Genomic DNA, 24,803 nt, shown 5'->3' on the forward strand with positions numbered 1-24,803 from the left:
TGCAATTGGTTGAGTAGAGAGGCAGGCCCCCTAGCTTCTCAAAAATGGATCCGGTACACCTTGCGCGGACGCCCCCGCGGATGCGGGTTTTCCTCCCCGACCACCTGCGCGATGCCCTTCGATTCCAGCTCGATCAAAATGCGGCGGGCGCTGCGCGGCTGAATCTGCATGTGCGAAGCCAGCTCGTGCGCGTTGATCTCCTGCTTGCCCCGCTTTTTCAAGATCGACTCCAGCTTCGACAGCGTCATGACGCTCAGCGAAGTAAGCTGGCTCAACTCCTGCAGCTTCTTCGAGTCGTACCGATAGGCGATCTGCTCGTCGCGTCCGAGCGGCCCCACGACGCTTTTGTCGTCCAGGAAAACCATCCAGTTGCCCGCGCCCCGCTCCTTGGCGTGCAAAAGCGCAGTGCCGCCGTGGATTTCCGCTTCGTACGCCGTCTTGCCGATCCCGATTCCACACGTCACCAGATCGGCGCGAATCCCGAACAGCTCCTCCAGGTCGGGGATCGTCGCATAGTCGCCGGTGACTTCCTGCACTTTTCCGCGCGTCGTGAAAATGACGTAGCGCCCCGGCCCCGCCGTCTTCAGCGAGCCTTGCAAATACCTGGCGTAGCGCAACAGCTTTTCCATCGTCTTGATCTCGGCGTTTTGCCATTCGTCCGTGGAAAAACTCCCGCCTGCCAGCTCCCGAAACGGATCAATCTCCATCATCTGCACAGCGATTTGCGTGTCTTTGAAATGCAGCATCTCATGCGTGCGCAAAAGCATGTGGACGACCGACAGCACGCCCGCTCGCGTCGGCACGACGCGATGCACGGGAACGCCTCTGCGCACAAGCTCCAGCTCTGCCGTCCGCAGGCAGGTCACCGCCGCCTTCGTCTTGCCTTCCTTCCACAATGCCTCATGAAAATCCGCCAGCTCATTGGCAGAGATCGCACCTTCGTAATGCTTCAGCCATTTGTAGCCTTCCGCGATTCCCGCTTCCATGAGAAAATGCCCCAGCTCCTCGCCCGAAAACGTATCGAAGCTCACCTCATCCACGCGAATCCCGAGCTGATGGGACAGATGCAGCAAGGTCCGGTACAGGCTCGCGCCAATATGCGGCACATACGCCATCGGCACCTGGATTTTTCCGGTCTGGCTCGCCATCGCATAAGGAACCTGACCCGAGAAAAGCCACATGTCCACCTCATCCAGATGCGCCATGAGCAGCTCGACGATTTCCTCTTCTCTCCAATACACAATCGGCAAGCATTCGATCTCGGGAAACTCCTGCATGACCGATTGGATAATCACAAGCGAATCATCCGCGCCGATCACGCCTAGTCGCAGCTTCAATACACGTCCCTCTTTCACAGCGTTTTTTCCTAGAATAGCAAAAATATGCCCGCACTTACAGCCACCCCCGCCTCATCCGCGGCTGACCAGCCCTCCTGCCGCCTGCCCGAGCCAGTGCGCAGCGTACAAAATCGGCACGGCCAGCAAGCAGAACGGCAGCGTACTCCAGACGAGCGGCCACGTAAGCACCCCTGCTTCAAACAGGCGGACATAGGTGTAGACGCTGTACGGCAAAACGAGCACGACTGCCGTCACGACGCCCGGTGTGTACGTGCGCAGCGCAATCGTGTGTCCGATGTGCGTGAAAACGTGCAAAAACATAACGTGCAGGCAGACGAGAAAAAACGGCAAGTACGTCCCAAGCGGCAGCGTGGCAGCCGCAAGCACGACGGCAGCGGCGAGGACGGCGAAGACGCACGTGACGGCTACGGCAAACTGCGCGGTGTTCATCGCAAGCGACGGCTCCACGAACTTTTGCAGCCAACTCGGCAGCGCGCGCAAAACCTGCTCCCGCTTCTGCGCAAGCCAGCCCTCGACCGTGATGATTTCCTCCAGATCGTGAAACACAAACACGACCAGCAACAGCCAGATCAGATTCACAAGCTCACTCATGCCGTGCCCCCTTCCTCGTCTTTTCCTGCAAGATTCCGTGCGCCAAAAACGACACCGCCTCGTCGGCGAGCTGCTCGGCCGTCTTTTCCCCCGCCAGCAAAAAGCGGGACGTCAGGCGGTAGCAGACGGCGACCATTGCTTCTGCCGCCACCTCCGGCGACAGGTCGGCGCGGACGTGGCCCGCCGCCTGGTTTTGCCGCAGATTGGCGCTGACCATGGCTGCCAGCTTGCGGTGCAGCTCATCTCCCGCCTCCGCCTGATAGAGCACCATCTGCGTCAGCTCCGGCCGCCCCTGAAAGAAGCGGAACAGCGCCAAGAGATTTTCCCGCACCTGCCCGTACACATCCGCTTCGTCCAGCGCCGTCACCTTGCTCCCTCCGTCGGCCAGCTCCCACAGCTTCGCGAAAAACTCGTCCATGAGCTGCTGGTACAGCCCTTCCTTGCTCTCGAAATACTGGTAAAAAGACGCTTGCGTCAGCCCGGCCGCCTTCACGATGTCACTCACCCTGGCACGGTGAAAGCCTTTGGCCGCAAATTCGGAAGCCGCTGCTGCCAGCAACCGTCCGCGGCTTTGCTCCCCTTTGGAAAATTTGCTGTCCATCCGTGTTGTTCACTCCTAAAAAGTAACTTTTCAGTTATATAACTCTTGAGTTACTTTTACAACTTTTGGATGATATTGTCAATCCCCTCTTGCTTTTTTGGTTTGGACTGCGTAAAATGATTGCTCAAAGGGTATCTTTCGATGGCAATGAGGGAGAAGAGTAGTCATTTTTCGAGACGGCAGAGAGCTGATGGTTGGTGCGAATCAGTGTCAAGGAAATGGTGAATGGGCTCCCGAGCTCCAAACCGAACCCGTTTTTCAAAAGCGGCAGTAGGCTTTGGCGTGACGTCCGTACGTTACAAAGGACACCGTATCAAAACGGTACGGAACAAAGCGATTTTGCGCATGGCTTTTCCCGTGTGCAAAATAACAAGGGTGGCACCACGGTTCATTCGTCCCTGTCCAGGGCGGATGGACCTTTTTGTTTTTCTCCCAAACAGATTTCCCTCTATGGAAAGGAGCAGCACTCTCATGAAAACCATTTTTTCCGGTATTCAGCCGAGCGGTATTTTGACCCTTGGCAACTACCTCGGCGCGATGAAGCATTTCGTTCCGCTGCAGGACCAGTTCAACTGCTTTTACTGCATCGTCGATCAGCACGCGATCACAGTTCCGCAGGAGCCAGCCGTCTTGCGCGAAAACATCCGCCGTCTGGCAGCGCTCTACCTGGCAGTCGGCCTCGACCCGAACAAAATGACTTTGTTCGTCCAATCGGAAGTGCCAGCCCATGCCAAACTCGGCTGGATCATGCTGTGCACCTCGTACCTCGGCGAGCTTGAGCGCATGACCCAGTTCAAGGACAAATCCGACGGACGGGGCGAATCAATTCCGGCCGGCTTGCTGGCGTATCCGCCACTGATGGCCGCAGACATTTTGCTGTACGGCACAGACTACGTTCCGGTCGGCGAGGACCAGAAACAGCACCTGGAGCTGACCCGCGACCTGGCGACCCGCTTCAACAACCGTTACGGCGACATTTTCACCATTCCGGAAGTACGCCTGCCGGAAACGGGCGCACGCATCATGTCGCTTGCCGACGGTACGAAAAAAATGAGCAAGTCCGATCCGAACCAGGGCGCTTTCATCTCCATGCTCGACGACCCGGCGACAATTACGAAAAAAATCAAGCGCGCGCAGACCGACTCGGACAGCAGCGTGCGCTACGACAAGGCAGAAAAGCCTGCCGTATCGAACCTCATGACGATCTACTCGCTCTGCTCCGGCAAGTCGCTGGAAGAGATCGAAGCGATGTACGAGGGCAAAGGCTATGGCGCATTCAAAACCGACCTGGCGGAAGTCGTGGTGGAGACGCTGCGTCCGATCCAGGAGCGCTACGAGCAACTGTTCCATTCCTCCGAGCTGGACGACATCCTCTCGGCGGGCGCAGAAAAGGCAAATGCCGTGGCGAATGAAATGCTGCACAAAGTAGAAAGAGCAATGGGAATGGCGCGCTAGGAAAATCGAGACGCAAAACGGGCCGGGAAGCTTCTCCCGACCCGTTTTTTCATTTGCGAGGCAGACGAGACGCGCGGCTCGCGACGGCAAGCAGTTGTGCCGCCCGCTCCTGCGTGAAGCTCTCCCCCGCGGCCCTTACTTTTCTGCGCTTCTGACAAAAAGATGTACCTTCGCCGTTTTTCCGGCATAGCGAATCGAAATCGTCGCGCGCGTGCCCGCTTCCGCATCGGCCAGAACTGACACCCGGCCTTCCTCGTCCACCTCGATCTGCGCGGGACGGCTGGACTCGAACTCGATTCCTTCTGCCTTTGTCACGTCTTCCGAAGTGCCGTCGCCGAATATCGCCAGCACCTCAAGCTGTGCTTCCTCTCCGGGAGCGAGCTTCAACGACTTCAGTTTGGCTTCGAGCGCCTCCAAGGCAGCGTTCCCCGCGACGTAGGTCGCCGCCGACTTGACTGTGAAGACGGCCAGGTCAGCTTCTTGCGCCACCTGGAGCGGCTTGCCCTTCGCCCCTGTTACTGCCCGCCACTGCTTGTTGCGGTACGTGTAAGCTTGCAGCTTTTCACCTGCATCGGCCGCCAGCGGCAGCGCGAGCGTAAAGCCTGGCTCGCCAAGGCTGCCCAGCGCTTTTCCGTTGCTCCACGCTTCGAGCAAATAGGCTTCACCCGGATGGGAAACGCCCTTCCAGCCGCTTGCTTCTGCCGCTGTCAGGGAGAGGGCAAATTTTCTTCCGCTTTCCTTGGCAAAATAAGCTCCCGGTACTTCTACCCATGCTCCTGCCGGAACGGTCAGCCTGATGCCGACCTCTTTTTTCTTCAGCAGCTCGACCAGCTTCTGCTCCAATGTAATCCGCTGATCTGCCTGCCCTGCTTTTTTGCTGCGGGGACGGTCGGCCGTATCGGCATCCGCACCGTCTTCCTCTGCCCCCTCGCCTTCCATGCGAATGAACAGCACCGGGGAAAAGCCGATTTTTTCCTGCACGTCTTCGATGGCTTCCAAAAAATCGTCCAGCGTGTCGAGCGCGTCGCCCACTTGCTCGTCTTGGGCTTTGATCTCGGCCCCAGGCTCGACGGCCAATGTGCTTGCCTGTTTCAGCAGCGTTTCTGCCAGCAGGCGAACACGCTTGGCTACGTCCTTAGGAACCGCCTTTGGCGCGAGCGGTTCCAGCACTGTGTTTGCAAAATTCGCCAAGGCGGCGAGCCCCAACCTTGCCAGCTCCGCATCCGCTGCCTCGTCGCTTGCGAGGGGCGCAAATGCTTCGTCCAAAAAGCTTTCGCCAAGCGCAAGCAGCGTCTTTTCCCGAACGACTCCGCGCTCCGCCTGCTCCGCTACAGCGGCCAGCACGGTCGAAACGGAATGCGTGACCGCGTCCCACTTCTCGGCCTGGTTGACCTGTTTGGCGGCGAGCAGCTTTTCCAGACTGGCAAGCACCCGCTGCACCTGTTCCTCGATGCTCTGTTCATCTTTTGCAGACAAAATGGCCTGTTCTGCCTGCTTGTTTGCTTCTTTTTGCCTGTCTGGCGTCGGTGCCGGATCTGGCGGAGTGACAGGAGGCGGCGGGGTTGTCGGTTTGGCTGGCACCTGGACGGTCAGCTTTTCGGTGCTGGCGCTCGTACCGTCCGACCCCCGGGTTACTAGCAAAATCAGCTCGACGTCCGTCCGGCGACTCGGCGGCGTGATCGTGCCATCCAGCGCGATGACGCCTGTGTCACTCGATTGCTTGATCGCGACCGTAAATCCTGCGGGCACTTCAGGCAAACGCAGCCTTGTCGCCCCCGCTGCCGGCTGCGCAAGACCCGTGATGCCGTCCGCCACTTCCTGCGCCGTCGTCTCGTGCTCGCCCTGATCTTGCAAATGGATTTGCACAAGCACCGGATCGTGGTCGCTCACCCTGCCCTCGCCCTCGGTGAATCCGGCATTGATATGCACGATGTCCACCTTTGTGCTTTTTTCCAGATGGGGGCTGACCAAAATTTGATCGAGCACCTGCGAATTGCCCTGGTACACGTAGGTGTACTGTCTGCCCGGCGACAGCTTTTCGACCATATTGGTCAGAGCGCCATCCGTCAGCGCTTTCACTGGATTGGAAAACGGAAAGTCGTTCAGGTCGCCCAACACGACCACATTGGCCTTGGGATCTGCTGCGTGGATTTGTTTCACAAAGCCGTTCAGCACGCGGGCGATTTTCATTCGCTGCTTCTCGCTAACCAGCTCCGGCGGCTGCTGTTTGCCGAACAGCGCCCCATCCCCGCCCTTGGAATTGAAATGGTTGGCGATGACAAACACAGGCTTGCCCTGGAAGACGAACTGCGCCGCCAACGGCTTGCGGCTGGACGCGAATGCCTCGTTGTTCGGGTCGACCCGGCCTGGATTGCGCGAGAGGTACGCCGCTCCGTCGCGTGTCTCGACCTGTACTGCCTCTGTTGCCGTTCCCGCTACGCCCTCTGCCAGTTGCACGCGAGCCGGGTTGTAGAAAAACCCGACGCGGATGTTGCCGCCTGGCTGGCCCCCGTCCTGGTTGTTCTCTGGCGCGATGTCGATGTAGCGATAGGCAGGGCCGTTCTTTTGCTGGATTGCCTTGCGCAAGGCATCTGCGGATTTCGCGGCATTTGTTTCGCCGTCGTCCGTCGGTCCGTTGTTGTCCTGCATTTCCACTACGCCGATAATATCCGGCGCTTTCATGTTCTCGACGATCGTTTCCGCGATTCGCGTTATTTTTTGGGACTCGGTTTTGGCCGAAAAATTTTCAATGTTGTAGGAAGCAATCGTCAACTCATCGTCTTTCGGGGCGAGTGTCGTCACAGTCGGTTTGTTGCCGCCCGACTGGACGGAAACCGTTTCGGTGGGATACAGCTTGTAATTGGCAAAGCTGTAATCAATGATCCCTACCAGAGGCTCGGAGATTTTGTCGCCAACCATTGGACGCTCCAAAATCGGCACGAGTTTGTCTGCTACAGTGATGCGCTCAGGGTGAAAATCGTCGGCTGCAAGCACCACGCCGCCTGCCGGCGTACGCGGCTGTCCGCGATGCGCCTCGTCGTCAATGACGACGAACTCTACGCTTGCCGGGTTCGTGAAAACTTTTGTTTCCCCGACTACGACCGGATTGTCGACCTGCACCAGCATCCCTTCGAGGCTCTCCCAGAAGTCAATGCCGTCCTCCTCCGGATCGAATGTGCCCAGGCTGTCGTTGTCAATGATCCCCTTCGGATAGCGGTAGCTTCCTTTCCCTAAAACAACCGGGTCCGGGAGCGGCTGCGCCTTTTTGACAACGGTGACTCTCGCCGCGTCAATCTGCGTCTGGGTGAGATCGGTCGCCGCTCGGTTTTGCGACACGTACTCCTTCACCGTACCGTCTACCTTCACTTCATCGCCCGCGTTTACCGCCGCTTTCGGCTCGTACACGTAGATGCCCTCGGACGTGCGCGGATCGTCGTCCGGAAGCGGGTCTTGCATGTAGAAGCCATGTATCGTTCCGCTGCTTTTCACGACTGCCGTGACGATTCCCGTGACGGCTTTTACCGTGCCGTTTTCCAGCGGGGACTGGTGGGAGGCTCCCTGAATATCGCGAATGCGCACGCTCTCTTTTTGGATCGTGTAGCGGAAGCTGGCGACTTTGCTGTCCGTGAAACCTTCCTTGACGGCAAACGCCTGAATCGTCGTATCCGCGTCGAGCTGGATCGGCTCCGTATAGACGGCACTGTCTCTGGTCGGCTCCGTGCCGTCTGTCGTGTAGTAAATTTTCGCGTCTGCCATGGACGTGGACAAGCTCACTTTGGTGCCTGCCGCGACCAGCGGGCCTTGCGGATACGCCGTCACCGTCGGCACCCGCGTCTCATCCTCGACCAAATCTGCCTGCGTCCGCGGCACCAGTTTGTATTCGTTAAAATCGTAGTTGACCACTCCGGTGATGCTGGCGTAAGTCGTGCCCGGTTCCAGCAGGAGGGTGACGGGCGGGCGGGAGAGGAAGTTGCCCTGATCGTCTTGCAACGTATAATTGCCGCTTTGTACAGACTGGACCGTCACATTGCGGACCGTCACCAGTTGGCCTTCGATGGCTTCCCCCGCATGGGACGCAAAATTCACCGATGTAACCGACTGCGGCGTTGGCACACCTGCCTGCTTCTCTATGACCGTCACGTCGTCGGTTGCGGCTTCGAGCTGGGCCAGCCCGTAGTAGTCATTCATTTTTCCGGTCGCCCGGATTTTGTCTCCGACCGCGATTTTGGCGGCAAGCCCTGGACCGCGCACGACCAGCCCGGCCGTTTCGTCCTGCATGTAGACGTTGTTTTGGCCCCCCGCCTCAAAGATGGCCGTCACGGTTCCGGCAACGCTCGCGGTTGTTCCTTTTGCCAGCGCCCTCGCCTCGGCAATCGTGCTGGTCGAAAGCACAGACTTGGCAATCGGCACAGGCTCGCTCTCGAACATCTTGCCGTGCTCGCTTGCGAGCTGCTGCGTCACGTAGACGGTTTCCAACTGCTCGATGCCTTGCAGCAAATAAGAAAACGCGCCGTTCTCCCCTGCGTTGCCTGTCGGATTGCCGCTGAGCAGCAGGCTGTTGCCATCTGGCGCATCATAGGCGCGCAAAATCGCCTTGCCTGCGGCTGCCCCCGCTTGGCCGTTTAACTCCGCTGCACTTCCCGTTTGCTGCAAGCTGATTTTTTCAGCCGTCAAGGCCGGGCTTGCCTCGGCTGGCAGCAGCTCGATGCTTTCGCTCTCCTGTTTGCCGCTCTCCGTCGCTGTGAGATAGACCGCTGCCGAAGTCGGATGGGCAAAAGTCAGTTCGACCTGGCCGGAATCGTTCGACACCTGCTCAGCCAAAGGCGTTTCGCTGCCAGCAGGCGGGCTTGCGTACACCTTGATGGTGACGTGCGGACGGACTTGGCCGCGAATGACGGCTTCCGCCGGATTCGTATTGTCAAACAGCAGCTCCCGGCCGCTCGGCTTCTCGCTGACATCGCTCTCTGTCGGCGGCGGCTCTGCCGGACTCTGCGTATTTTTCGGAGTAGGCTCTCCCACCACGAAGTCGGCGCTGTTGTTGTCCGTGTCCCAGCCGTTTCCGCCGTTTGGCACGATGCCATCCGCTCGGCTTTTGCGGGAAGCGCTGGCAGAGTTCGACGTAGCGGGAGCAGGACCAGCCCCCTCATAGCCATTGGCCGCTCCGAAGCCGACCAGATCGACTACATCGGGCCGGGCGGACACATCGGCTCCCGTCAAGATGGTTCCGCTGCTGACGAGGGCCACTTTTCCAGCCGTGCTTCCCATGGCAATCGCGCCCTCGTCATCTGCGGCGGGCAGCCCGGTCGTTCCCCCTGTTCCTGCCGCCTGCTTAATCAAGTAATATCCGTATGGAGCGATGCTGCCCGTCAAGTCTGTCTTGCTCCATGTCGGCCCGCTTGCTGAAGCGTACTGCACAGACCAGCCTGCAAGCGAGACGGTCGTGCCCGTCGGATTGTACAGCTCAATAAAGTCGTTTTTGTAATCGGCCCCGCTGTTTCCTCCGCCTCCGTACACCTCGCTGATGACGACATGTCCGGCTTGCTGCGCTTTTGCCTGCGGCCCCCATCCGCTCGGCAAAACCGCGCTCGCGACAACCGCCGCGATCAGCGCCAGCTTCGAGAGACAGCGCAATCTTCCCTTTTTGCTTTGCATTCTCTTTTTCTTCCTCCTCTCAAACATGCGAAACCATAAACTATACACATCGTAAACATACAATCCGAATTTTATGTAAATTGGATGTAAAGAATGTATATTCCTTCCATTATTGTAAAATAAAAACCTTCAAAGCGAGTGAACGCAACTTCAAAGGAGAGCAACCGAATCGGCTGTTTGTAACGGATTTTTCCTGTATTGCTTTGATGGACAAGTTCTATTTCTTGTCAGCGATACAGGATCTTTTCTATCAATGAGATTGTCGCTTGGCAGGTCTTCATGGTCATAGACACCGTAGAAGAGCTGCATAAGGAAAGAGACGTGCAGGGAGCGATTCTCCATTCGGATCAAAGCTTCCCATACACGTCCCAGCAGTACAACAAGCGACTCGAAGAAAAACTAAAAACCGGGATCTATTCGACGCCAGGCGCACAGGTGGGTCAAAAATATCCCGGCGCTAGTGGGTCAAATTAATTCCGGCGTTGACATGCTCCCGCTGCGTACGGAAACACACTGGCCGCTTAGGCTTTTTTATAGCTGTCTACTTGACAGGGGTACGTGCATCCTTCACTGAGAGGATCGAACTATGCGTTTATCTCACCAAACTCGAAATAAGGATCAATAATACAAAGACAAAAAACAGAATCAGAAATGAATAACCAAATATTCTCAACCATCTTGGCATTGTTTTCATATTTATTTTTTTAGGTGGCCCGCTTCCTTCTATTCGCTGCGCATCCTCCAACATTTCATTTATAGGATTGCGCTCTGAAACGGATTTATCTGTGGGCATCGTTTCATTCTTTTCATTCATTTATTATCCCTCCCTCATAGGAAACAAGCCGGGGCTACTCAGCCCCAGCTTGTTTAGTCCTGCAATTGAACTTCGTCATTTAGAACTTTCACCTTTTTCGAAGCCTTTTTATACAATTCTTTCTTGTATTTCTCGAATGCTTTATTAAAGTCATCAAGATTGTCTATTGCATTTGGGAGTACCCCGTCTTTTACGAGTTTTTCAACCAAGTTTGAAGTACTTAGCTGCTTCCTATACATGTCCGGAGCATATTCTTCCCAGTATTTGTCTTCACTTAAACCAGTTACTTCTATAGCATTCCTTTGAAATTCTTTGGATTTCTCATCAGCATTTTCTAATATTTCTTTCATTTTGATCGAATATTCTTTTGCTGTATTTAAACTAACTGACACACCTTGATTTTCAGCTTCCTGAACTAATAGTTCATCCATTACCAATTCCGTCAACAAATCATTATCTGATATTTCATTCGAGGCTTTATTGAGCTTTTGATTAGCCTTCATGTAAGCCTTATAGATTTTAAATTCCTTATCAGTAATACTTTCATTTTCAACTTGAACTAAGGTGCTTTCTTTAGTTGATTTGATGTTGACTATCTCTTCTTTAAGGGACTTGAAAACTTCAGTTTGTTCGTTTGTCGCAAAAGAGGATATTGCTAAAGCTGAGCCCAATACAGTCAATAGAGAGAGGGAAATTGAGAGTTTTTTCATCCTTTTTCTACCTCCTTTTTTTACCAGCTAAAGTCTACTTGGCCAGTTGTATTCGTTTGATAACCTTTGCTCGATGATACAATATATGCACTCGTGCCATAACTACTGCCTTCTGTCGCATTATATGATTTTGTACCTGTCCAATTTCGTCCTGTAACCACTGTATTAGGCTCAGAAACGTAAGAGCTTGTGTTAGGCAAAGATACCGAGGACCCTCTGACATTTAGTGTACCCACACCTAGGCTACCTCCAAAAGTACTTGCGGCACTCGAACTAATGCTTGCACTTAGATCCCACCTAGTTGCTACTTTTGTTTTAGCTGTGTAGTCAATTGAAAAATCTGAGATGACCTTCGTGGTTAAAGCAACAGGCGTGTATATATAGCCTGATGAAGAAACCCTCCAGGCATTTAACCAGTCGGTATCAGTAAACGAAGTGGTTGTCGCGTGACTCGGTGTCGAAAAAGACAGTACTCCCACTAAAAGTGTTGCTGCCGTAAAAATTGCAGAGCCTTTTTTCACTAGTGATTCCTCTAGTTCTAATTTTTGGAATATTACACTAATAAAGACGGATGAATGTTACAAAAAGTTACAAAAAATACAATTTATTTTTTGGGGGGCAGTATGGTGTATCTTCAAAACTCACTAATTGAAGGGATATAACGAGACTTTGTTTGTAGGATGAATGTTGAACATGATTTCTTTGTGAAAATCTGCGAGTGCGGACGGGGAAGAGGCGGACCTCTCCACCCAGAGCCCAAAACGTGTGTGGCGATAGACTTATAAAGGCTTGTTTATAGACTGTCTACTTTACAAGGGTAAGATCAGGTGGCTTTTTTTTGTCTTTTTGTGCTTACTCTTCCGACACCTTCATATTGCGTGCGATATAGAGAAACGGCGTCGAAGCAGCCGAGACGACGAACTTGATTAAATACGTGGTCAATAAAATTTGCCACCACACTTCCAGCGGGTAGACGCCCCAAAAAGCGATCGTGCAAAACGTCAAGGAATCGAGCAACTGGCTGAACAGCGTACTCCCGTTGTTGCGAATCCACAACTGGTTGCGTCCCGGGCACTTTATCTTCAGCCAGGAGTAAATTTTCACGTCCACGAACTGGCTCAGCAAGTACGCGCACAGGCTGCCCAAAGCGAGCCTTGGCATCAGGCCGAACAGCTTTTCCAGCGATTCCTGGGCAATGTCTTCCGGCTGCGGATCAAACAACAGCACGAGCTGCATGATGATCGTCGTCGCGATCAAGGTGAAAAAGCCGAACCAGACCGCCTTTTTCGCCGCCCGCTCGCCGTACTTTTCATTCAGCAGGTCTGACACCAGGTAGATGGATGCATAAATCGTATTGCCGAGCGTCATGACCAGCCCGAACATCTCGATGGTTTTGACCACCTGAATGTTCGCCAGCACCGTAGCCATTCCGATCCAGGCGTACAGCCCCATTCTGCCGAACAGGCGGTAGCAGAGCAGAAACAGCCCGAAATTCACCAGAGCAAAACATACTCCGAGTGCAAGATTAAACATATGATAGCCTCCTAGTTTTGATAACGCGGGAGTTTTTCGAACCGCGGCCCTTTTGGGCATTTCATCATTCTACTTGGAATCGGCTGTTTGCGCAATGCTCGCAGGAAGCTGCCCCGCCCGCTTTTTCCCTGTTACTGTTTTGTAGGCGGGCTGTCACTTGTCTGTAACCATCGGATCCACTCTATCGTACATAATGAACGTGTAGCAAGACACATGAACTCACTCACCACACACTCACCTGACACCATGAACAAACACCAAGATGGGAGAGAACATTCAACATGAACAACTGGAACAAAATCGTCACAGGGACATTGCTCACCTCGGTGCTTTTCACCGGACAAGCCCTGACCGCCGACGCCGCAAGCACAGGCTCTGCCACAAAAGACCTGCAGGCGCTCGCGGAAAAAACGGCTGACGTGACAGGCGACAAAAAGGCCGACACGATCACGCTCTACGGGAAAAAAGACAAAAACAGCCCGTACATTTCCGCCCTCACTGTCAAAGTAACAGATGGCCAGACCAAGAAGTCGTTTCCGATTGACGTCAAAGACGGCGGCTATGAGCCCAAGCTGTCCGTGCAAGACTTCACCTACGACAAAAAAGGCGAGATCATGGTTACCGCAAATACGGGCGGCAGCGGCGGCTACACCATCCAGCACATCTACACCGTCCAAAACGGCAAAGCCGAAAAGCTCAGCCTGCCTGGCCTTGATAAAGACAAACAAGGCATCGTTGGAGACGGATTTGTCGAGTTGAAGCCAATCGACAACAACAAAAACGGTCTTTACGTGCTGGAAGGCACAGAGCGCCTGACCGGAGACTACAACGCAGACGTGCGCGGCTACCTCAAATCGAAATGGAAATGGAGCCAAAGCAAGTGGGAACTGATGAGCGCCCATTTTGAGCCGACCAAAGCGGAGAAAACAGTGTATCAAGGCTCTTTTCGCAGCTACGACTCCGCTTATGATTTTCTCGCTCCACAATCGTGGAACGGGAACATCCTGATCGACGAGAAAACAGGCCCGCATGCCGATCCATACTTGCCAGAGGCCAAGAGCGTGACCTCCTTCCTGTTCAACAGCAGCAAGGCGGAAGACCAGGCAGCGGTCGTCGTGATTTACGCTTTTGACAAAAGCGACTGGAAAAAGCTGAACACGCCAAATGAACCGCCAGTCGGCTACGAAATCGCGCAAAATCCCGCAACCAACACCGTCTACGTCGCGGCTCTGCCACAAGACAGCGTGTTTGACCCGGCGACTGACAAAGGCAAAAAGTTTCAATCGCTCGTCATGACGCTGGATGAAGTGAAAAAGGCGTTCGTGCTGGTGAAGCGCTAAGCTTGGCAACAGACGCTTCGGGCAACTGAGGGAGATGGGCGACGGACCAAACAAGCAGCTTAGCAGACAAGTAGCTCAGCAAACAAGTAACTCACCAAGCAGAGCAGCTCACTCAACAAAGCAACTCGCTCAACAAGCAACTCGCTCAACAAGCAACTCGCTCAACAAGCAACTCGCTCAACAAGCAACTCGCTCAACAAGCAACTCGCTCAACAAGCAAGGACACCTTCTGCTCATGACGAAGCAAAAGGTGTCCTTTTTTGCAAAAACTGGCTTACCTGGCGCTTTCCCTCTTCCCCGCAAGTCCAGCCTCATTCTTTTTCATACATAAAAAACGCTCAACGCCGGGGTAGACTTCCCCCAGACTCTCCACCGCAAACCCGCACGACCGATAAAAAGCAACCGCCTCCCGATCGGTTTCCGCCTGAATGGCAGCCAACGAGTGCAGGGCCAAGACGTCGTCGATCAATTGGCGTCCGACGCCTTGTCCCCGCCGCTCTTCTGTGACCGCAATATGCAAAATGACCGCCGTATTCTCAGTCGGATTCCTTTTCAGCCCGATAATCGCGAAGACGCTGTCGCCATCGACGCAGGCGTACAAGCTCCGATTCGGATCGGTCTTGTACAATCTCATGAGCACGTTCAGCTTTTCCGGTGTCGGGTTGTACAGGCACGGCGCGATTACGGCCGCGACATCGGCGGTCAGCTCATCGACCTGTTGTAACGTTAACGGAAGCATGCTTTCCCTCCTTGATCGGGCCGTGCAGTCTTTTCGCAAAGCGGCCAGCCTTGCGTTAAAGCCCGTGAATGGACGTGTGGCAGCGAGGCACGCCATGGTGCGCACCCGCTACAGCACCCCTAAATTTACCACTGGCTGGATGAAAAGATCAATAAGCAAACAGCCACCCCCCAAAGAGGATGGCTGCCTTTGCCGCTTTCTGCCGTCACAACCAGCGCTTCCGCCGTTTGTAGTGCTTCACCTGGCGAAAGCTTTTTCGCTTCCCGTCACTCATACCCAAGTAAAACTCGCGAACGTCCTCGTTGGACTGCAACGACTCCACGTCCCCTTCCAGCACGATCCTGCCGTTTTCCATGATGTAGCCGTAATCGGCAATGGACAGGGCGACATTCGCGTTTTGCTCGACGACGAGTATCGTTGTGCCTTGCTCCTCGTTGATCTTTTTGATGATCGAAAAAATTTCCTTCACGAGCAGCGGGGCCAAACCGAGCGATGGCTCATCGAGCAAGAGCAACCGTGGACGGGCCATCAGCGCCCGGCCGATCGCCAGCATCTGCTGTTCGCCGCCGCTCAAGTAGCCAGCCGTTCTTGTGCGCAGCATTTTCAGCTTGGGAAAGTAGTGGTAGACCTGCTCCATCTCGTCCTTGAGCGAGCCGCGTTCCCGCCGCGTATGGGCTCCGGCGATGAGATTTTCCTCCACGCTGAGATGCTCGAACACGCGCCTGCCTTCCATCACCTGAAAAATTCCGCTTTTGACGATTTCCTCCGGCTCTCTCCCGGTGATGACGCTTCCCGCGTACTCCAGGCTGCCGTCCGTCACTTCGCCGTTCTCGCTTTTCAGCAGGCCGGATATCGCCCGCAGCGTCGTCGTCTTGCCCGCGCCGTTGCTGCCGAGCAGCGCGACAATTTTCCCCTCCGGCACGTGCATCGACATCCCCTTCAGGACGAGAATCACCTTGCCGTACATCACTTCCACGTTGTTCAGTGTTAGCATGGCTTCCCCCGATCCAGCCTTTAGTAGCCGATGTAGTCCGTAATGATCTCGAACTTGCCGTTTTTCACTTCGCCGAGCCGCACCTGCGTCGTTCCGCGGTGATTATCAGCCGAGAAGGAGACAGGAGCAGCCAGGCCGCCAAACTCCAGGTTGGAAATTTTTTCGATGCCCGCCTTGATTCCTTCGCCTGTCAAATTGTCGCCCGCATTTTTAATTCCTTCCACCATGATTTTCGCTGCGACCCAGCCTTGGACGAACTTCTGGTTTTTGTCCGCCAGCTTCTCTCCTTTGGTGGCGAGGTAGTCTTCGATTTCTTTCAGTCCCGGCAAATTTTCGTACGGGAAGGCGTGAGTAATGACACCGATGTAGCCTTCCGCCGCGTCGCCCGCCAGCGTGATGACGCCTTCGCCCGCCGCCCAGTTCAAGCCGATGAATTTGGTCGTCAGCCCGAGCTTTTTCGCATCCTTCAAAATGGTAGCCGTCGCTCCCCACGTCTGCTGGATGATGGCGAAGTCGGGATTTTTCTTTTGCATGTTAAGAAGCTGCGGTGTCGCGTCGAGCGCCTTGAGATCGACAATCTGCTCATCCACGACGTCCACGCCTACGGAAGCGGCGTACGCTTTGGCGTCCTCAATCGGCGACTTGCCGAACGGGGTGTCGTTGTAGAGCAAGGCCAGCTTCGGATTGCCGCTGCCTTTCCAGTTGTCGCGGAACCATTTGATCGCGACTTTGGCCTGATCGGAGTAGGTGGCAGCCGTCATGAAGTTGTACGGATGCTGGTTGACCTGCGTCAGCGCTTCGGAGTAGGAGGCGGAGATGAACGGCACTTTGTCTTTGGCGATCAGCTCCTTCATCGCTTCCGTGTCTCCGGTTCCCCAGCCCAAAATCGCCGAGACTTTATCCTGCTTGATGAACTTTTGATAAATTTTCACCGCCTCCGGGACTTTATAGGCGTAGTCCACGCCGATCAGCTCGACCTTCGCCCCCTCGATGCCGCCTTTGGAGTTGAGGTAGTCAATGTACGCCTTTTCGCCCTCTGCGTACGGCTTGCCGACGTCTCCGGTTCCGCCCGTTTCGTCAAACAGCCCGCCGATTTTGATCGTGGCCGCAGGCGCAGTTGCAGCCGGAGCGCTTGTGCCGCCCGACGAATTGCCCGACGAGCCGCCTGTCGCGGCCGGAGCGCTTGACTGTCCGCCTCCCCCGCAGCCTGCGATCAATACCGCAGAGAGAATCGCAACCGAAATCGCTTGCATCCGTTTTTTCATCCTGAAAATCCCCCTTTTTATTTTTTACAGGCGCTGCCCAAAGAGCGTTAGTAGGAAAACGGCCACAGCTTGCACTTCTCCTTGAAATTGCGCCACATCTTCGCCAGTCCCTCCGGCTCGTAGATGAGAAAGCCGATGACGATGCCGCCAAAAATGATTTGGCGAATGGCGCCGTAATGCTCGGTCACCTGCGGCAACAGCACAGCGAGCAAATCCATCAGCTCGCGCAACAGCACGGGCAGCAAGGTGAGAAACACCGCGCCGAAAATCGAGCCGACGACACTCCCCAGCCCGCCGATCAAAATCATCGCCAAATACTCGATCGACACCCCGATGTCGAAGTGCTCCGGGGAAATCACCAGCGTGTAATGGCCCATCAGCGCGCCTGCGATCCCGATGAAAAACGAGCTGGTGGCAAAAGCCAGCACTTTGTAGCGAAACAGGTTGATCCCCATGACCTCTGCGGCGAGATCGCGGTCGCGCACGGCGACAAACGCGCGTCCGGTGCGGGAGCGAAACAGGTTTGCCGAAAAGACGAACGTAACCACGAGCACAGCCAGCGTCAAATAGTAATAGCTCATCTCCGAATCGAACGAAAAGCTGCCCAGCGTCGGGCGGGACAAAATCATCCCGGCTGTACCGCCCGTAAGCCCATCCCAATGATTCATCGCATACAAAATAATCACTTGCGCGGCCAAAGTCGCCATCGCGAGGTACAGCCCTTTTAGCCGCAAGGAAGGGATTCCGAACAGCGCCCCGACCAATGCCGTCGCAATTCCGGCCAGCGGCAGCGAAATCCAGAAGCTCAGGCCAAGCGACGTCGTGAGCAGCGCCGATGCGTACCCGCCCACTCCGAGAAAAGCGCCGACCCCGATGGAAATTTGCCCGGTAAAACCTGTCAAAATATTCAGACCGATAGCGCCGATCGAGGCGATGGCACACAAGACAGCCAGACTGGTCACATACTCGCTGACCACCCAGGGCAGCAGGAGAAAACAACCGAGCAGCGCGTACACCCGGTAGCGGATGCGCGGAATTTTGTACAGCGCCATGTCTTCCCGATACGTCGTGCGAAACTCTCCGCATTCACTGACAAATGGACTTCTCATCCGCTCACACCCTTTCAATCTCACGTTTGCCAAACAACCCGTACGGCTTGAACATGAGAATCAGCACGAGTACGACAAACGGCAACACTTCCTTGACCCCGCCGCCCAAAATCGGATCGAGGTACCCGCCCGCCAGCGTCTCCAGCACGCCGATGATAAAGCCGCCGACAATCGCGCCGGGAATGCTGTCCAGTCCGCCGAGCAAAGCTACTGGCAGCACCTTCAGCCCGATCAGCGCCAGCGAGGAGTTGACCCCATTAATATTGCCGAGCAGTACGCCGCCGACTGACGAGACAATCGCGGAAATCGCCCAGGTGACGGCAAAAATCACTTTTACGCTGATCCCCATGGAGAGAGCTGCCTGCTGATCGTCCGCCGTGGCGCGCATGGCGATTCCGAGCTTGGAAAACTTGAAAAACAACGTAAACAACCCGAGCAAAATGAGTACGGTAACCAGCGACCAGACGTACACTTGCGGGACGACTACGCCACCGAGCGCAAGCGGCTGCACAGGAAAAATCGCCGGAAACACCCGTGTATCCGTCCCCCAGAACAGGTGGACGATCCCCGCCATGACACTGGACAGACCGATCGTCGCCATAATCATGGAGATGACGGGCACGCCGATGAACGGCCGCAAGACGACGCGCTCCACCGCCCAGCCGAGCACCGCGCTGAAGACGAGCGTCAGCAGCAAGGCGGGCAAAAACGGTATCTGGTAGGAAGTAATCAGCGTCAGGCAGACGTACGAGCCGACCAGCACGAACTCGCCCTGCGCGAAGTTGATCGCGTCACTCGATTTGTAAATGAGGACAAATCCGAGTGCGATCAAGCCGTAAATGCTCCCTACCGCCAGCCCCATGACCAGCAGTTGCCAAAACATATCCATTACGCCACCTCCCCATCCGACGCCAGCGGCGCGTCCACATCGACGATTTTCAGTTGCGTGCGGACGGCTGTTTCCCGACCATCTCGGTAGCGGACCGCGCCCTCTACCCAGACCGCGTTCAAATCGCTGTACATGCCGTCAATTACCGCTTCGTACTTGTCTGCGACGTAGCTCCGCCGCACTTTTTTCGTCCGCGTCAGCTCTTCGTCATCCGCATCCAGTTCCTTGTGGAGCAGCACAAACCGCTTCACTTTTTCCTTTTCCGCAAGCTCGCTGTTCATCCGCTCGACTTCGCGGCGAATGAGCAGCAGCACCTCCTGCTTTTGCGCCAGGTCGCTGTACGTCGTGTAGGCGACCTGATTCAGCTCGGCATAGCGGCCGACATTCGCCATGTCGATATTGAGAATCGCCGTCACATACGGGCGATCCGTGCCAATCGCCATCACCTCCTTGATATAGGGGCTGAATTTCAGCTTGGTTTCGATCAACTGCGGAGACACCAGCTCGTCGTTGTCCAAGCGGATCACATCCTGCAAACGGTCGAGCACGACCAACTGTCCGCTCTCGTCTGTGTAGCCGACGTCTCCTGTCCGCAGCCAGCCGCCTACCAGCACCGCTTCCGTCGCCCGCTCATTTTTATAGTAGCCCGCAAAAACGCTCGGGCTTTTGATCCAGATTTCCCCTTTGTCCGAGACGTTGATCTCCGTCCCCGGGAGCGGTTCGCCGACCGTATCCGGCCTGATTTTACCGTCGCGGTGAACGGCGGCGATCCCGGACACTTCCGTCTGCCCGTATATTTGCTTCAGATTGACCCCAAGGCTCTGAAAAAACCGGGAGACGTCTGCTCCCAGCGCGGCGCCTCCCGTATAGGCGCGCTTGATGCGCAAAAGCCCCAGATGATCCTTGATCGCGGAAAAGACGAGATAGTCTCCGAGCGTGTACATCAAGCGCTGCCAGACCGTCAGCCGGCCTCCCGCAATCGCAGTCTGCGCCTTCGCTTCGCCGTACGGACGGAACCATTCGTACAACGAGCGCTTCAGCCAGCCAGCGTCCTGCAACTTGACCTGGACGCGCGACACCATGTCCTCCCATATTCTCGGCGGGGAAAAAATCAGGTGCGGGCCAATCTCGCGCAAATCCGCCTGTACCGTAGACGTATCCTCCGGGAAGTTGACCGTGTAGCCTGCGAGAAACGCGCCGGAGACGCTCATCATCTGCTCCCCGATCCAGGCCAGCGGCAAAAACGAGACGTACTCGTCGGACACGTCCACAGGGTCGATGGAAAACAGGCTCTCCGTCATGTGCAGCAGATTGCGGTGCGACAGCATCGCCCCTTTTGGCGGTCCGGTCGTTCCGGCGGTATAGCACAATATCGCGATGTCCTCCACGCTTCCCTGCTCAACCTCCCGCTCCCACTCGCCTGATGCGTAATAAGCGCATTGCCTCCCAAGCTGCTGGACGTCGCGAAACGGGGAGAGCAGCGGGTGATCGTAGCCGCGCATCCCTTTGTCCTTGTAAAACACGATCTTTTGCACAAACGGCAGCTCGTCGGCAATTTCCAGCAGCTTGTCGACCTGCTCCTGATCCTCGACTACGACGATTTTTGCATCGGAGTGGTTCAAAATGTAGGCGATCTCTTTTGGCAGCGAATCCTGGTACAAGCCGACGGATACGCCCCCGAGCGCTTGCGCGGCTGCCTCGGCCATCACCCACTCCGGACGGTTGTCCCCGATGATCGCCAGCTTGTCGCCGCGCGAAAAGCCCAGCTCTCTAAGCCCACTTGACAGCGCTTTCACTTCTTCCGACAGTTGCCTCCAGGTCAGCTCCTGCCAGATGCCCAGCTTTTTTTGGCGCATGGCTGTCTTGTTCGGCCACTGCACTCCCCTTGCCAGCAAATATTGCGGAATGGTCTTCAGCTTCATGCGCTCCTCCCCTCTTTTGTCCCTTCCTGTCCCAAATACGCCTCGATCACTTGCGGGTCGGTCTGAATCTGTTCCGGCGTGCCAAAAGCGATGCATTTGCCGAAGTCCAGCACGGCAATGTGCTGGGACAGCTCCATGACTACGCCCATGTCGTGCTCGATCAAGATCATCGTCGTGCCCCGCTCCTCGTGAATATCGAGAATAAACCGCGCCATATCTTCTTTTTCTTCGCTGTTCATCCCCGCCATCGGCTCGTCGAGCAACAGCATCTCCGGAGACAGAGCGAGCGCTCGCCCGACTTCCACGCGTTTTTGCAGGCCGTACGACAAAGTGCCCACTGGCTTGTGCCGAATGGACTCAATCTCGAGAAACGAGATGATCTCCTCCACAGCCCGCCGATGTTCGATCTCTTCCTGCTGTGCCTTCCCCCAGTAAAATCCGCACGACAAAAGCCCGGCCCGCATCCGCACGTGCCTGCCCAGCATGATGTTGTCCAAAACAGTCATATGTTTGAACAACTCGATGTTTTGAAAGGCGCGCGCAATGCCTTTTTCCGCCCGCTTGTAGGGAGGAAGCGCAAGAATCGGCTCGCCCTGGAAGCGGATGGTGCCAGAGGTCGGTTTGTACAGGCCGCTGATGCAGTTGAGCATGCTCGTCTTGCCTGCTCCGTTCGGCCCGATGAGGGCAAAAATCTCGCCCTTTTCCACGTGAAAACTCACCTCCGACAACGCTGCTACCCCGCCAAACTGCAGCGACAGCCGGTCTACCTCAAGCAACGCCATCTGAAATCCCCCCTTCTTTTTCGCAATGTATATGCTGGATGTAAACATTACATTCGTTGCTTGTACCGCAAAGCCCTTCTTGAATTTTTAAAATTTTCTTTATTTTCAATCTAATTGATTTTTCATTCTTTCTCCCTATACATCCAGCGGTGTTTTCCGCGTTTGCTTTTTGTCAAACCACCTGCCCTTCAGATAGCAAAGGTCGTGCTGCCGAAAAAAGGCGACCAGTTCCCGCTCCGTATGGCCGAACAAGTCGGGACAAAAACGGTCAAACAGCACGTCAAACCTTCCGTACAGCATACCGCTCGCCGAAATGCGCTCTTTGTTTGGCGTTGTATTTCGCAAAAAGCCAAGCGCCTCCAGGCGGCAAAAGTACTCGTACACCAGCTCGTGAACCGCTTTGCCAGGCGACTCTCGCTCGTTCGGGCGACGGATCGTTTGCGCCAGCCGCTGGTCGACGTACCTGGTCACTACGCTGCGAAACGGCCGCTCGAAAAAGCGGTCATCCTTCGTCAAAATGTGCTTGATAAAGAGCCGGGGAATTTCCGTTCCGGTGGCAAATACAGCCTTCCTTTGATAGACCTTGTGAATTTCCGTCAAAAACAGATAGCTTTGCCACAGGCGATGGTCGATGGCAAACAGTTGGTCGCCCTCCAGCTTCTGGTTGAACAGCGGATGCGAAAGATAGTCGCCCACTCTCGCCAGCGCGAACTTTCGCAACGGGTGGGCCAAAAACTCGCGCTCTCGCTCGCGTTCCGTTTTTTTATGTGCCAGCGCCGCCTTTTCCCTTGTTGCCCTGCGCCGGGATGTTTTTTGGGCTTGCGGGCTTTGTCGCTTCTTTTCCGCCGCCAGCGGGGCATCGTCTGCCTGCAAAAGCTGCGCTTCCGGCGTGAGCTTCAACCGCGAAAGCTCCCACTCCGCCCTGCGCTTGCAGGAAAACAGCGTCTTCGCTCCCGCCACTGCTGCCAAATCCAGGAGCACGTCCAGGCGCTTCCTCCCGAGCGGATCGAGCAGGCACAGCAGGCGCTGCCGCTCCCAAATCGTTTTCTCCCAGGCTTGCAGCCGAAAGCGATTGACAGACCGGCTCGCAAAGACGCTTTTCCCGATGATCCAGATTTGCGCGATCTGCGCCTGGTCATATCCCTCGATCCGTTTGCGCAATGCCTTGTCCTCGATCCGTGAGCATTGGTATTCGATACAAAGCCGCTGTCCGTTCGGGAAAATCGTCAAAACATCTGCGCGCTGCCCGATCTCTTCCAAATACGCTTCCTGACGCGTGTGATTCGCGGGATACAGCTCCCGGACCCACTCCACCAACAGTTGTTTTCCCGCCTTGTGCTCGGCTGTCTCCGGCTCACCAGCGTCACAGCAACTGCTCGCTACATGGGCGAAGTGCGGAGCCACGCGCTGTCCGTGCCGAAAGATCACTTTCGCCCCACACTGTTGACAAAACAACTGCTTGCCGGACCATGTCCGCAGCAACTCCGGCGAATGCGTCTGCGGATCAACCGAAAAGCCCTCTCCGTGCACACACTGTCTCACTGTCCATTCCCCCTCGGCCATACCGTACCAGAAGGCAGAAGGACAAAAAAATACCCCAACGGAAAGTCGGGGTATCTCTTCCTTACGTGAATACAGGCAGCATCAGATTAAGCAAGAACAGCCCGGCGATCACATAGAGCAGAGCAGGCACTTCCCGGCGCTTGCCCAGCGCGAGCTTCATCAGCGGGTACGCCACGAAGCCGAAAGCGATGCCGTCCACGATGCTGTAGGACAGCGGAATGATCGCGATAATCAAAAAGGCGGGGAAGCCCTCCGAAAAGTCTTTCAGATTGATGTTTTGCACATTTTGCAGCATCAGTGCCCCGATGATGATGAGCACAGGCGCAACCGCGCCGTCCGGAATCATTTTCACCACCGGAATCAGGCCGAGCGAGAACAACAGAAGCGTCCCGGTGACGAGCGTGGTCAGCCCGGTCCGCCCTCCTGCCGCGATTCCGGCTGCCGTCTCTACCGTTGCGACGGTCGGGCTCGTTCCCATGATGCCGGAAATAGCCGCCGACAAGGCATTTGCTTGCAGCGAGCGGCGAAACTTTTGCGGCTGGCCGATCATCGCCGTATGCCCGTGCAGCAAACCGATGTTTTCAAACACGATCACCATCGCAAGCGAAAAGGTCGCGATCCAGAACGGCAAGGTCCAGATGGCGGAAAACGACATGCCGCCCAATACTTGTCCAAACTGCGCAAACGAAAACGTCTCCCCTGTACCCGGCGTGACGATCCCGAACAAAAAGCCAAGTCCCGTACCAGCCGCAATCCCGATCAGGAAGTTGCCGGGGACGTTGCGCACAAACAGGATCAGCGTGAGGAGGAGCGTCACCAACGTCACGATCACATGCGGGCTGGACAAATCGCCCAGCGCGACGAATGTGGACGGATTGGTGACGATCAGGCCGCCTTTTTGCAGCCCGATAAAGGTCAAAAACAAGCCGATACCCACCGTGATCGCTTCCTTGAGCGAGGCGGGAATCGCATTGGACAAAATGGCCGCCGCGCGGGTAAAGGCGATGACGGTAAAGATCAGGCCGGAAACGAATACAGCCGCCAGCGCTTCCTGCCAGGAGAGGCCCATCGACTGGCAGAGCGTATAGGTGAACAGCGCATTAATCCCCATGCCGGGGACGAGGATGATCGGGGCATTCGCCCAGAAGGCCATTAACAGCGATCCGATAAAAGCGGTCAGAACAGTTGCCAAAATCCCTGCCTCCATCGGGATTCCGGCATCCTGCAAAATCGAAGCGTTTACGGCAACAATGTAGACAATGGTGACAAAGCCGATAAATCCGGCGATCAGCTCCCGTTGAAACGTCGTGTCGCAAGCGCGCAAGTGAAACAGCTTTTCCAGCCACGTACGCACGTCTATTTCCCTTCTTTCTTTGGTTGTCTTCTCGGTGGTTTGCTGAAACATATGCTATCATAGCGACAACAATATGAAAAATATCGAGTAAATCTGATTTTCATATCGAAATCATATAGTTGAGCAAAACGA

18 protein-coding genes and 1 other annotated feature are annotated in these 24,803 nt (G+C 55.5%); of the genes, 2 read left to right on the top strand and 16 right to left on the bottom strand.

Annotated elements, in window-relative coordinates; all coding sequences use genetic code 11:
• Window positions 1-38 precede the first annotated feature (38 nt).
• The 3 genes from M655_RS21320 to M655_RS21330 form a co-directional block, all read right to left on the bottom strand.
• Window positions 39-1,337 (bottom strand): helix-turn-helix domain-containing protein, encoded by a 1,299-nt coding sequence (locus tag M655_RS21320; RefSeq protein WP_026557929.1) that lies wholly within the window; start codon window positions 1,335-1,337, stop codon window positions 39-41.
• 72 nt (window positions 1,338-1,409) lie between these two features.
• A complete protein-coding gene (locus M655_RS21325) occupies window positions 1,410-1,949 on the bottom strand; it encodes an HXXEE domain-containing protein (RefSeq protein ID WP_005836087.1) in 540 nt (179 codons plus the stop codon).
• On the bottom strand, window positions 1,942-2,550 hold the full coding sequence (locus M655_RS21330) for a TetR/AcrR family transcriptional regulator (RefSeq protein ID WP_005836086.1): 609 nt from the start codon (window positions 2,548-2,550) through the stop codon (window positions 1,942-1,944). Before M655_RS21330 ends, M655_RS21325 begins: the two co-directional genes overlap by 8 nt.
• 138 nt (window positions 2,551-2,688) lie before the next feature.
• Window positions 2,689-2,953, top strand: a binding site (T-box leader).
• Between the two features lie 68 nt (window positions 2,954-3,021).
• On the opposite strand from M655_RS21330, the gene trpS reads away from it, so the two are divergent.
• A complete protein-coding gene (gene trpS, locus M655_RS21335) occupies window positions 3,022-4,005 on the top strand; it encodes a tryptophan--tRNA ligase (protein WP_005836084.1) in 984 nt (327 codons plus the stop codon).
• Window positions 4,006-4,140: 135 nt separating this feature from the next.
• On the opposite strand, the gene M655_RS21340 is transcribed toward trpS, so the two are convergent.
• The 4 genes from M655_RS21340 to M655_RS21355 form a co-directional block, all read right to left on the bottom strand.
• A complete protein-coding gene (locus M655_RS21340) occupies window positions 4,141-9,657 on the bottom strand; it encodes a DUF8508 domain-containing protein (protein ID WP_026557930.1) in 5,517 nt (1,838 codons plus the stop codon).
• A gap of 592 nt (window positions 9,658-10,249) precedes the next feature.
• Entirely contained in the window at window positions 10,250-10,471 is a 222-nt protein-coding gene (locus M655_RS21345) for a hypothetical protein (RefSeq protein ID WP_005836668.1), read from the bottom strand.
• Between the two features lie 53 nt (window positions 10,472-10,524).
• Window positions 10,525-11,181 (bottom strand): SurA N-terminal domain-containing protein, encoded by a 657-nt coding sequence (locus tag M655_RS21350; RefSeq protein ID WP_005836666.1) that lies wholly within the window; start codon window positions 11,179-11,181, stop codon window positions 10,525-10,527.
• Window positions 11,182-12,033: 852 nt separating this feature from the next.
• On the bottom strand, window positions 12,034-12,714 hold the full coding sequence (locus M655_RS21355) for a queuosine precursor transporter (RefSeq protein ID WP_007782840.1): 681 nt from the start codon (window positions 12,712-12,714) through the stop codon (window positions 12,034-12,036).
• A gap of 281 nt (window positions 12,715-12,995) precedes the next feature.
• On the opposite strand from M655_RS21355, the gene M655_RS21360 reads away from it, so the two are divergent.
• On the top strand, window positions 12,996-14,054 hold the full coding sequence (locus tag M655_RS21360) for a YybI family spore inner coat protein (protein ID WP_007782842.1): 1,059 nt from the start codon (window positions 12,996-12,998) through the stop codon (window positions 14,052-14,054).
• 274 nt (window positions 14,055-14,328) lie between these two features.
• On the opposite strand, the gene M655_RS21365 is transcribed toward M655_RS21360, so the two are convergent.
• The 9 genes from M655_RS21365 to M655_RS21405 all read right to left on the bottom strand — a co-directional run bounded on the left by M655_RS21365 (window position 14,329) and on the right by M655_RS21405 (window position 24,671).
• Window positions 14,329-14,793, bottom strand: a complete 465-nt coding sequence (locus tag M655_RS21365; protein ID WP_007782845.1) for a GNAT family N-acetyltransferase — start codon at window positions 14,791-14,793, stop codon at window positions 14,329-14,331.
• A gap of 205 nt (window positions 14,794-14,998) precedes the next feature.
• Entirely contained in the window at window positions 14,999-15,787 is a 789-nt protein-coding gene (locus M655_RS21370; RefSeq protein ID WP_005832051.1) for an ABC transporter ATP-binding protein, read from the bottom strand.
• Window positions 15,788-15,807: 20 nt separating this feature from the next.
• Window positions 15,808-17,052: an ABC transporter substrate-binding protein gene (locus M655_RS21375; RefSeq protein ID WP_007782849.1), complete on the bottom strand. Its 1,245-nt coding sequence runs from the start codon at window positions 17,050-17,052 to the stop codon at window positions 15,808-15,810.
• 47 nt (window positions 17,053-17,099) lie between these two features.
• The gene (locus M655_RS21380; RefSeq protein ID WP_005832049.1) at window positions 17,100-18,161 is read right to left on the bottom strand and encodes a branched-chain amino acid ABC transporter permease; all 1,062 of its coding nucleotides are present in this window, start codon (window positions 18,159-18,161) and stop codon (window positions 17,100-17,102) included.
• Window positions 18,162-18,165: 4 nt separating this feature from the next.
• Window positions 18,166-19,050 (bottom strand): branched-chain amino acid ABC transporter permease, encoded by an 885-nt coding sequence (locus M655_RS21385; RefSeq protein ID WP_005832048.1) that lies wholly within the window; start codon window positions 19,048-19,050, stop codon window positions 18,166-18,168.
• Window positions 19,050-20,972 (bottom strand): AMP-binding protein, encoded by a 1,923-nt coding sequence (locus tag M655_RS21390; RefSeq protein WP_026557931.1) that lies wholly within the window; start codon window positions 20,970-20,972, stop codon window positions 19,050-19,052. Before M655_RS21390 ends, M655_RS21385 begins: the two co-directional genes overlap by 1 nt.
• Window positions 20,969-21,754 (bottom strand): ABC transporter ATP-binding protein, encoded by a 786-nt coding sequence (locus M655_RS21395; RefSeq protein WP_005832046.1) that lies wholly within the window; start codon window positions 21,752-21,754, stop codon window positions 20,969-20,971. The genes M655_RS21390 and M655_RS21395 overlap by 4 nt, the downstream gene beginning before the upstream one ends.
• A 135-nt stretch (window positions 21,755-21,889) precedes the next feature.
• A complete protein-coding gene (locus M655_RS21400) occupies window positions 21,890-23,296 on the bottom strand; it encodes a competence protein CoiA (RefSeq protein ID WP_286085885.1) in 1,407 nt (468 codons plus the stop codon).
• Between the two features lie 82 nt (window positions 23,297-23,378).
• A complete protein-coding gene (locus M655_RS21405) occupies window positions 23,379-24,671 on the bottom strand; it encodes an NCS2 family permease (RefSeq protein WP_026557933.1) in 1,293 nt (430 codons plus the stop codon).
• Between the last annotated feature and the right edge of the window lie 132 nt (window positions 24,672-24,803).

Source organism: Brevibacillus sp. NSP2.1 (assembly GCF_000470975.2).
GTDB classification, from domain to species: domain Bacteria; phylum Bacillota; class Bacilli; order Brevibacillales; family Brevibacillaceae; genus Brevibacillus; species Brevibacillus agri.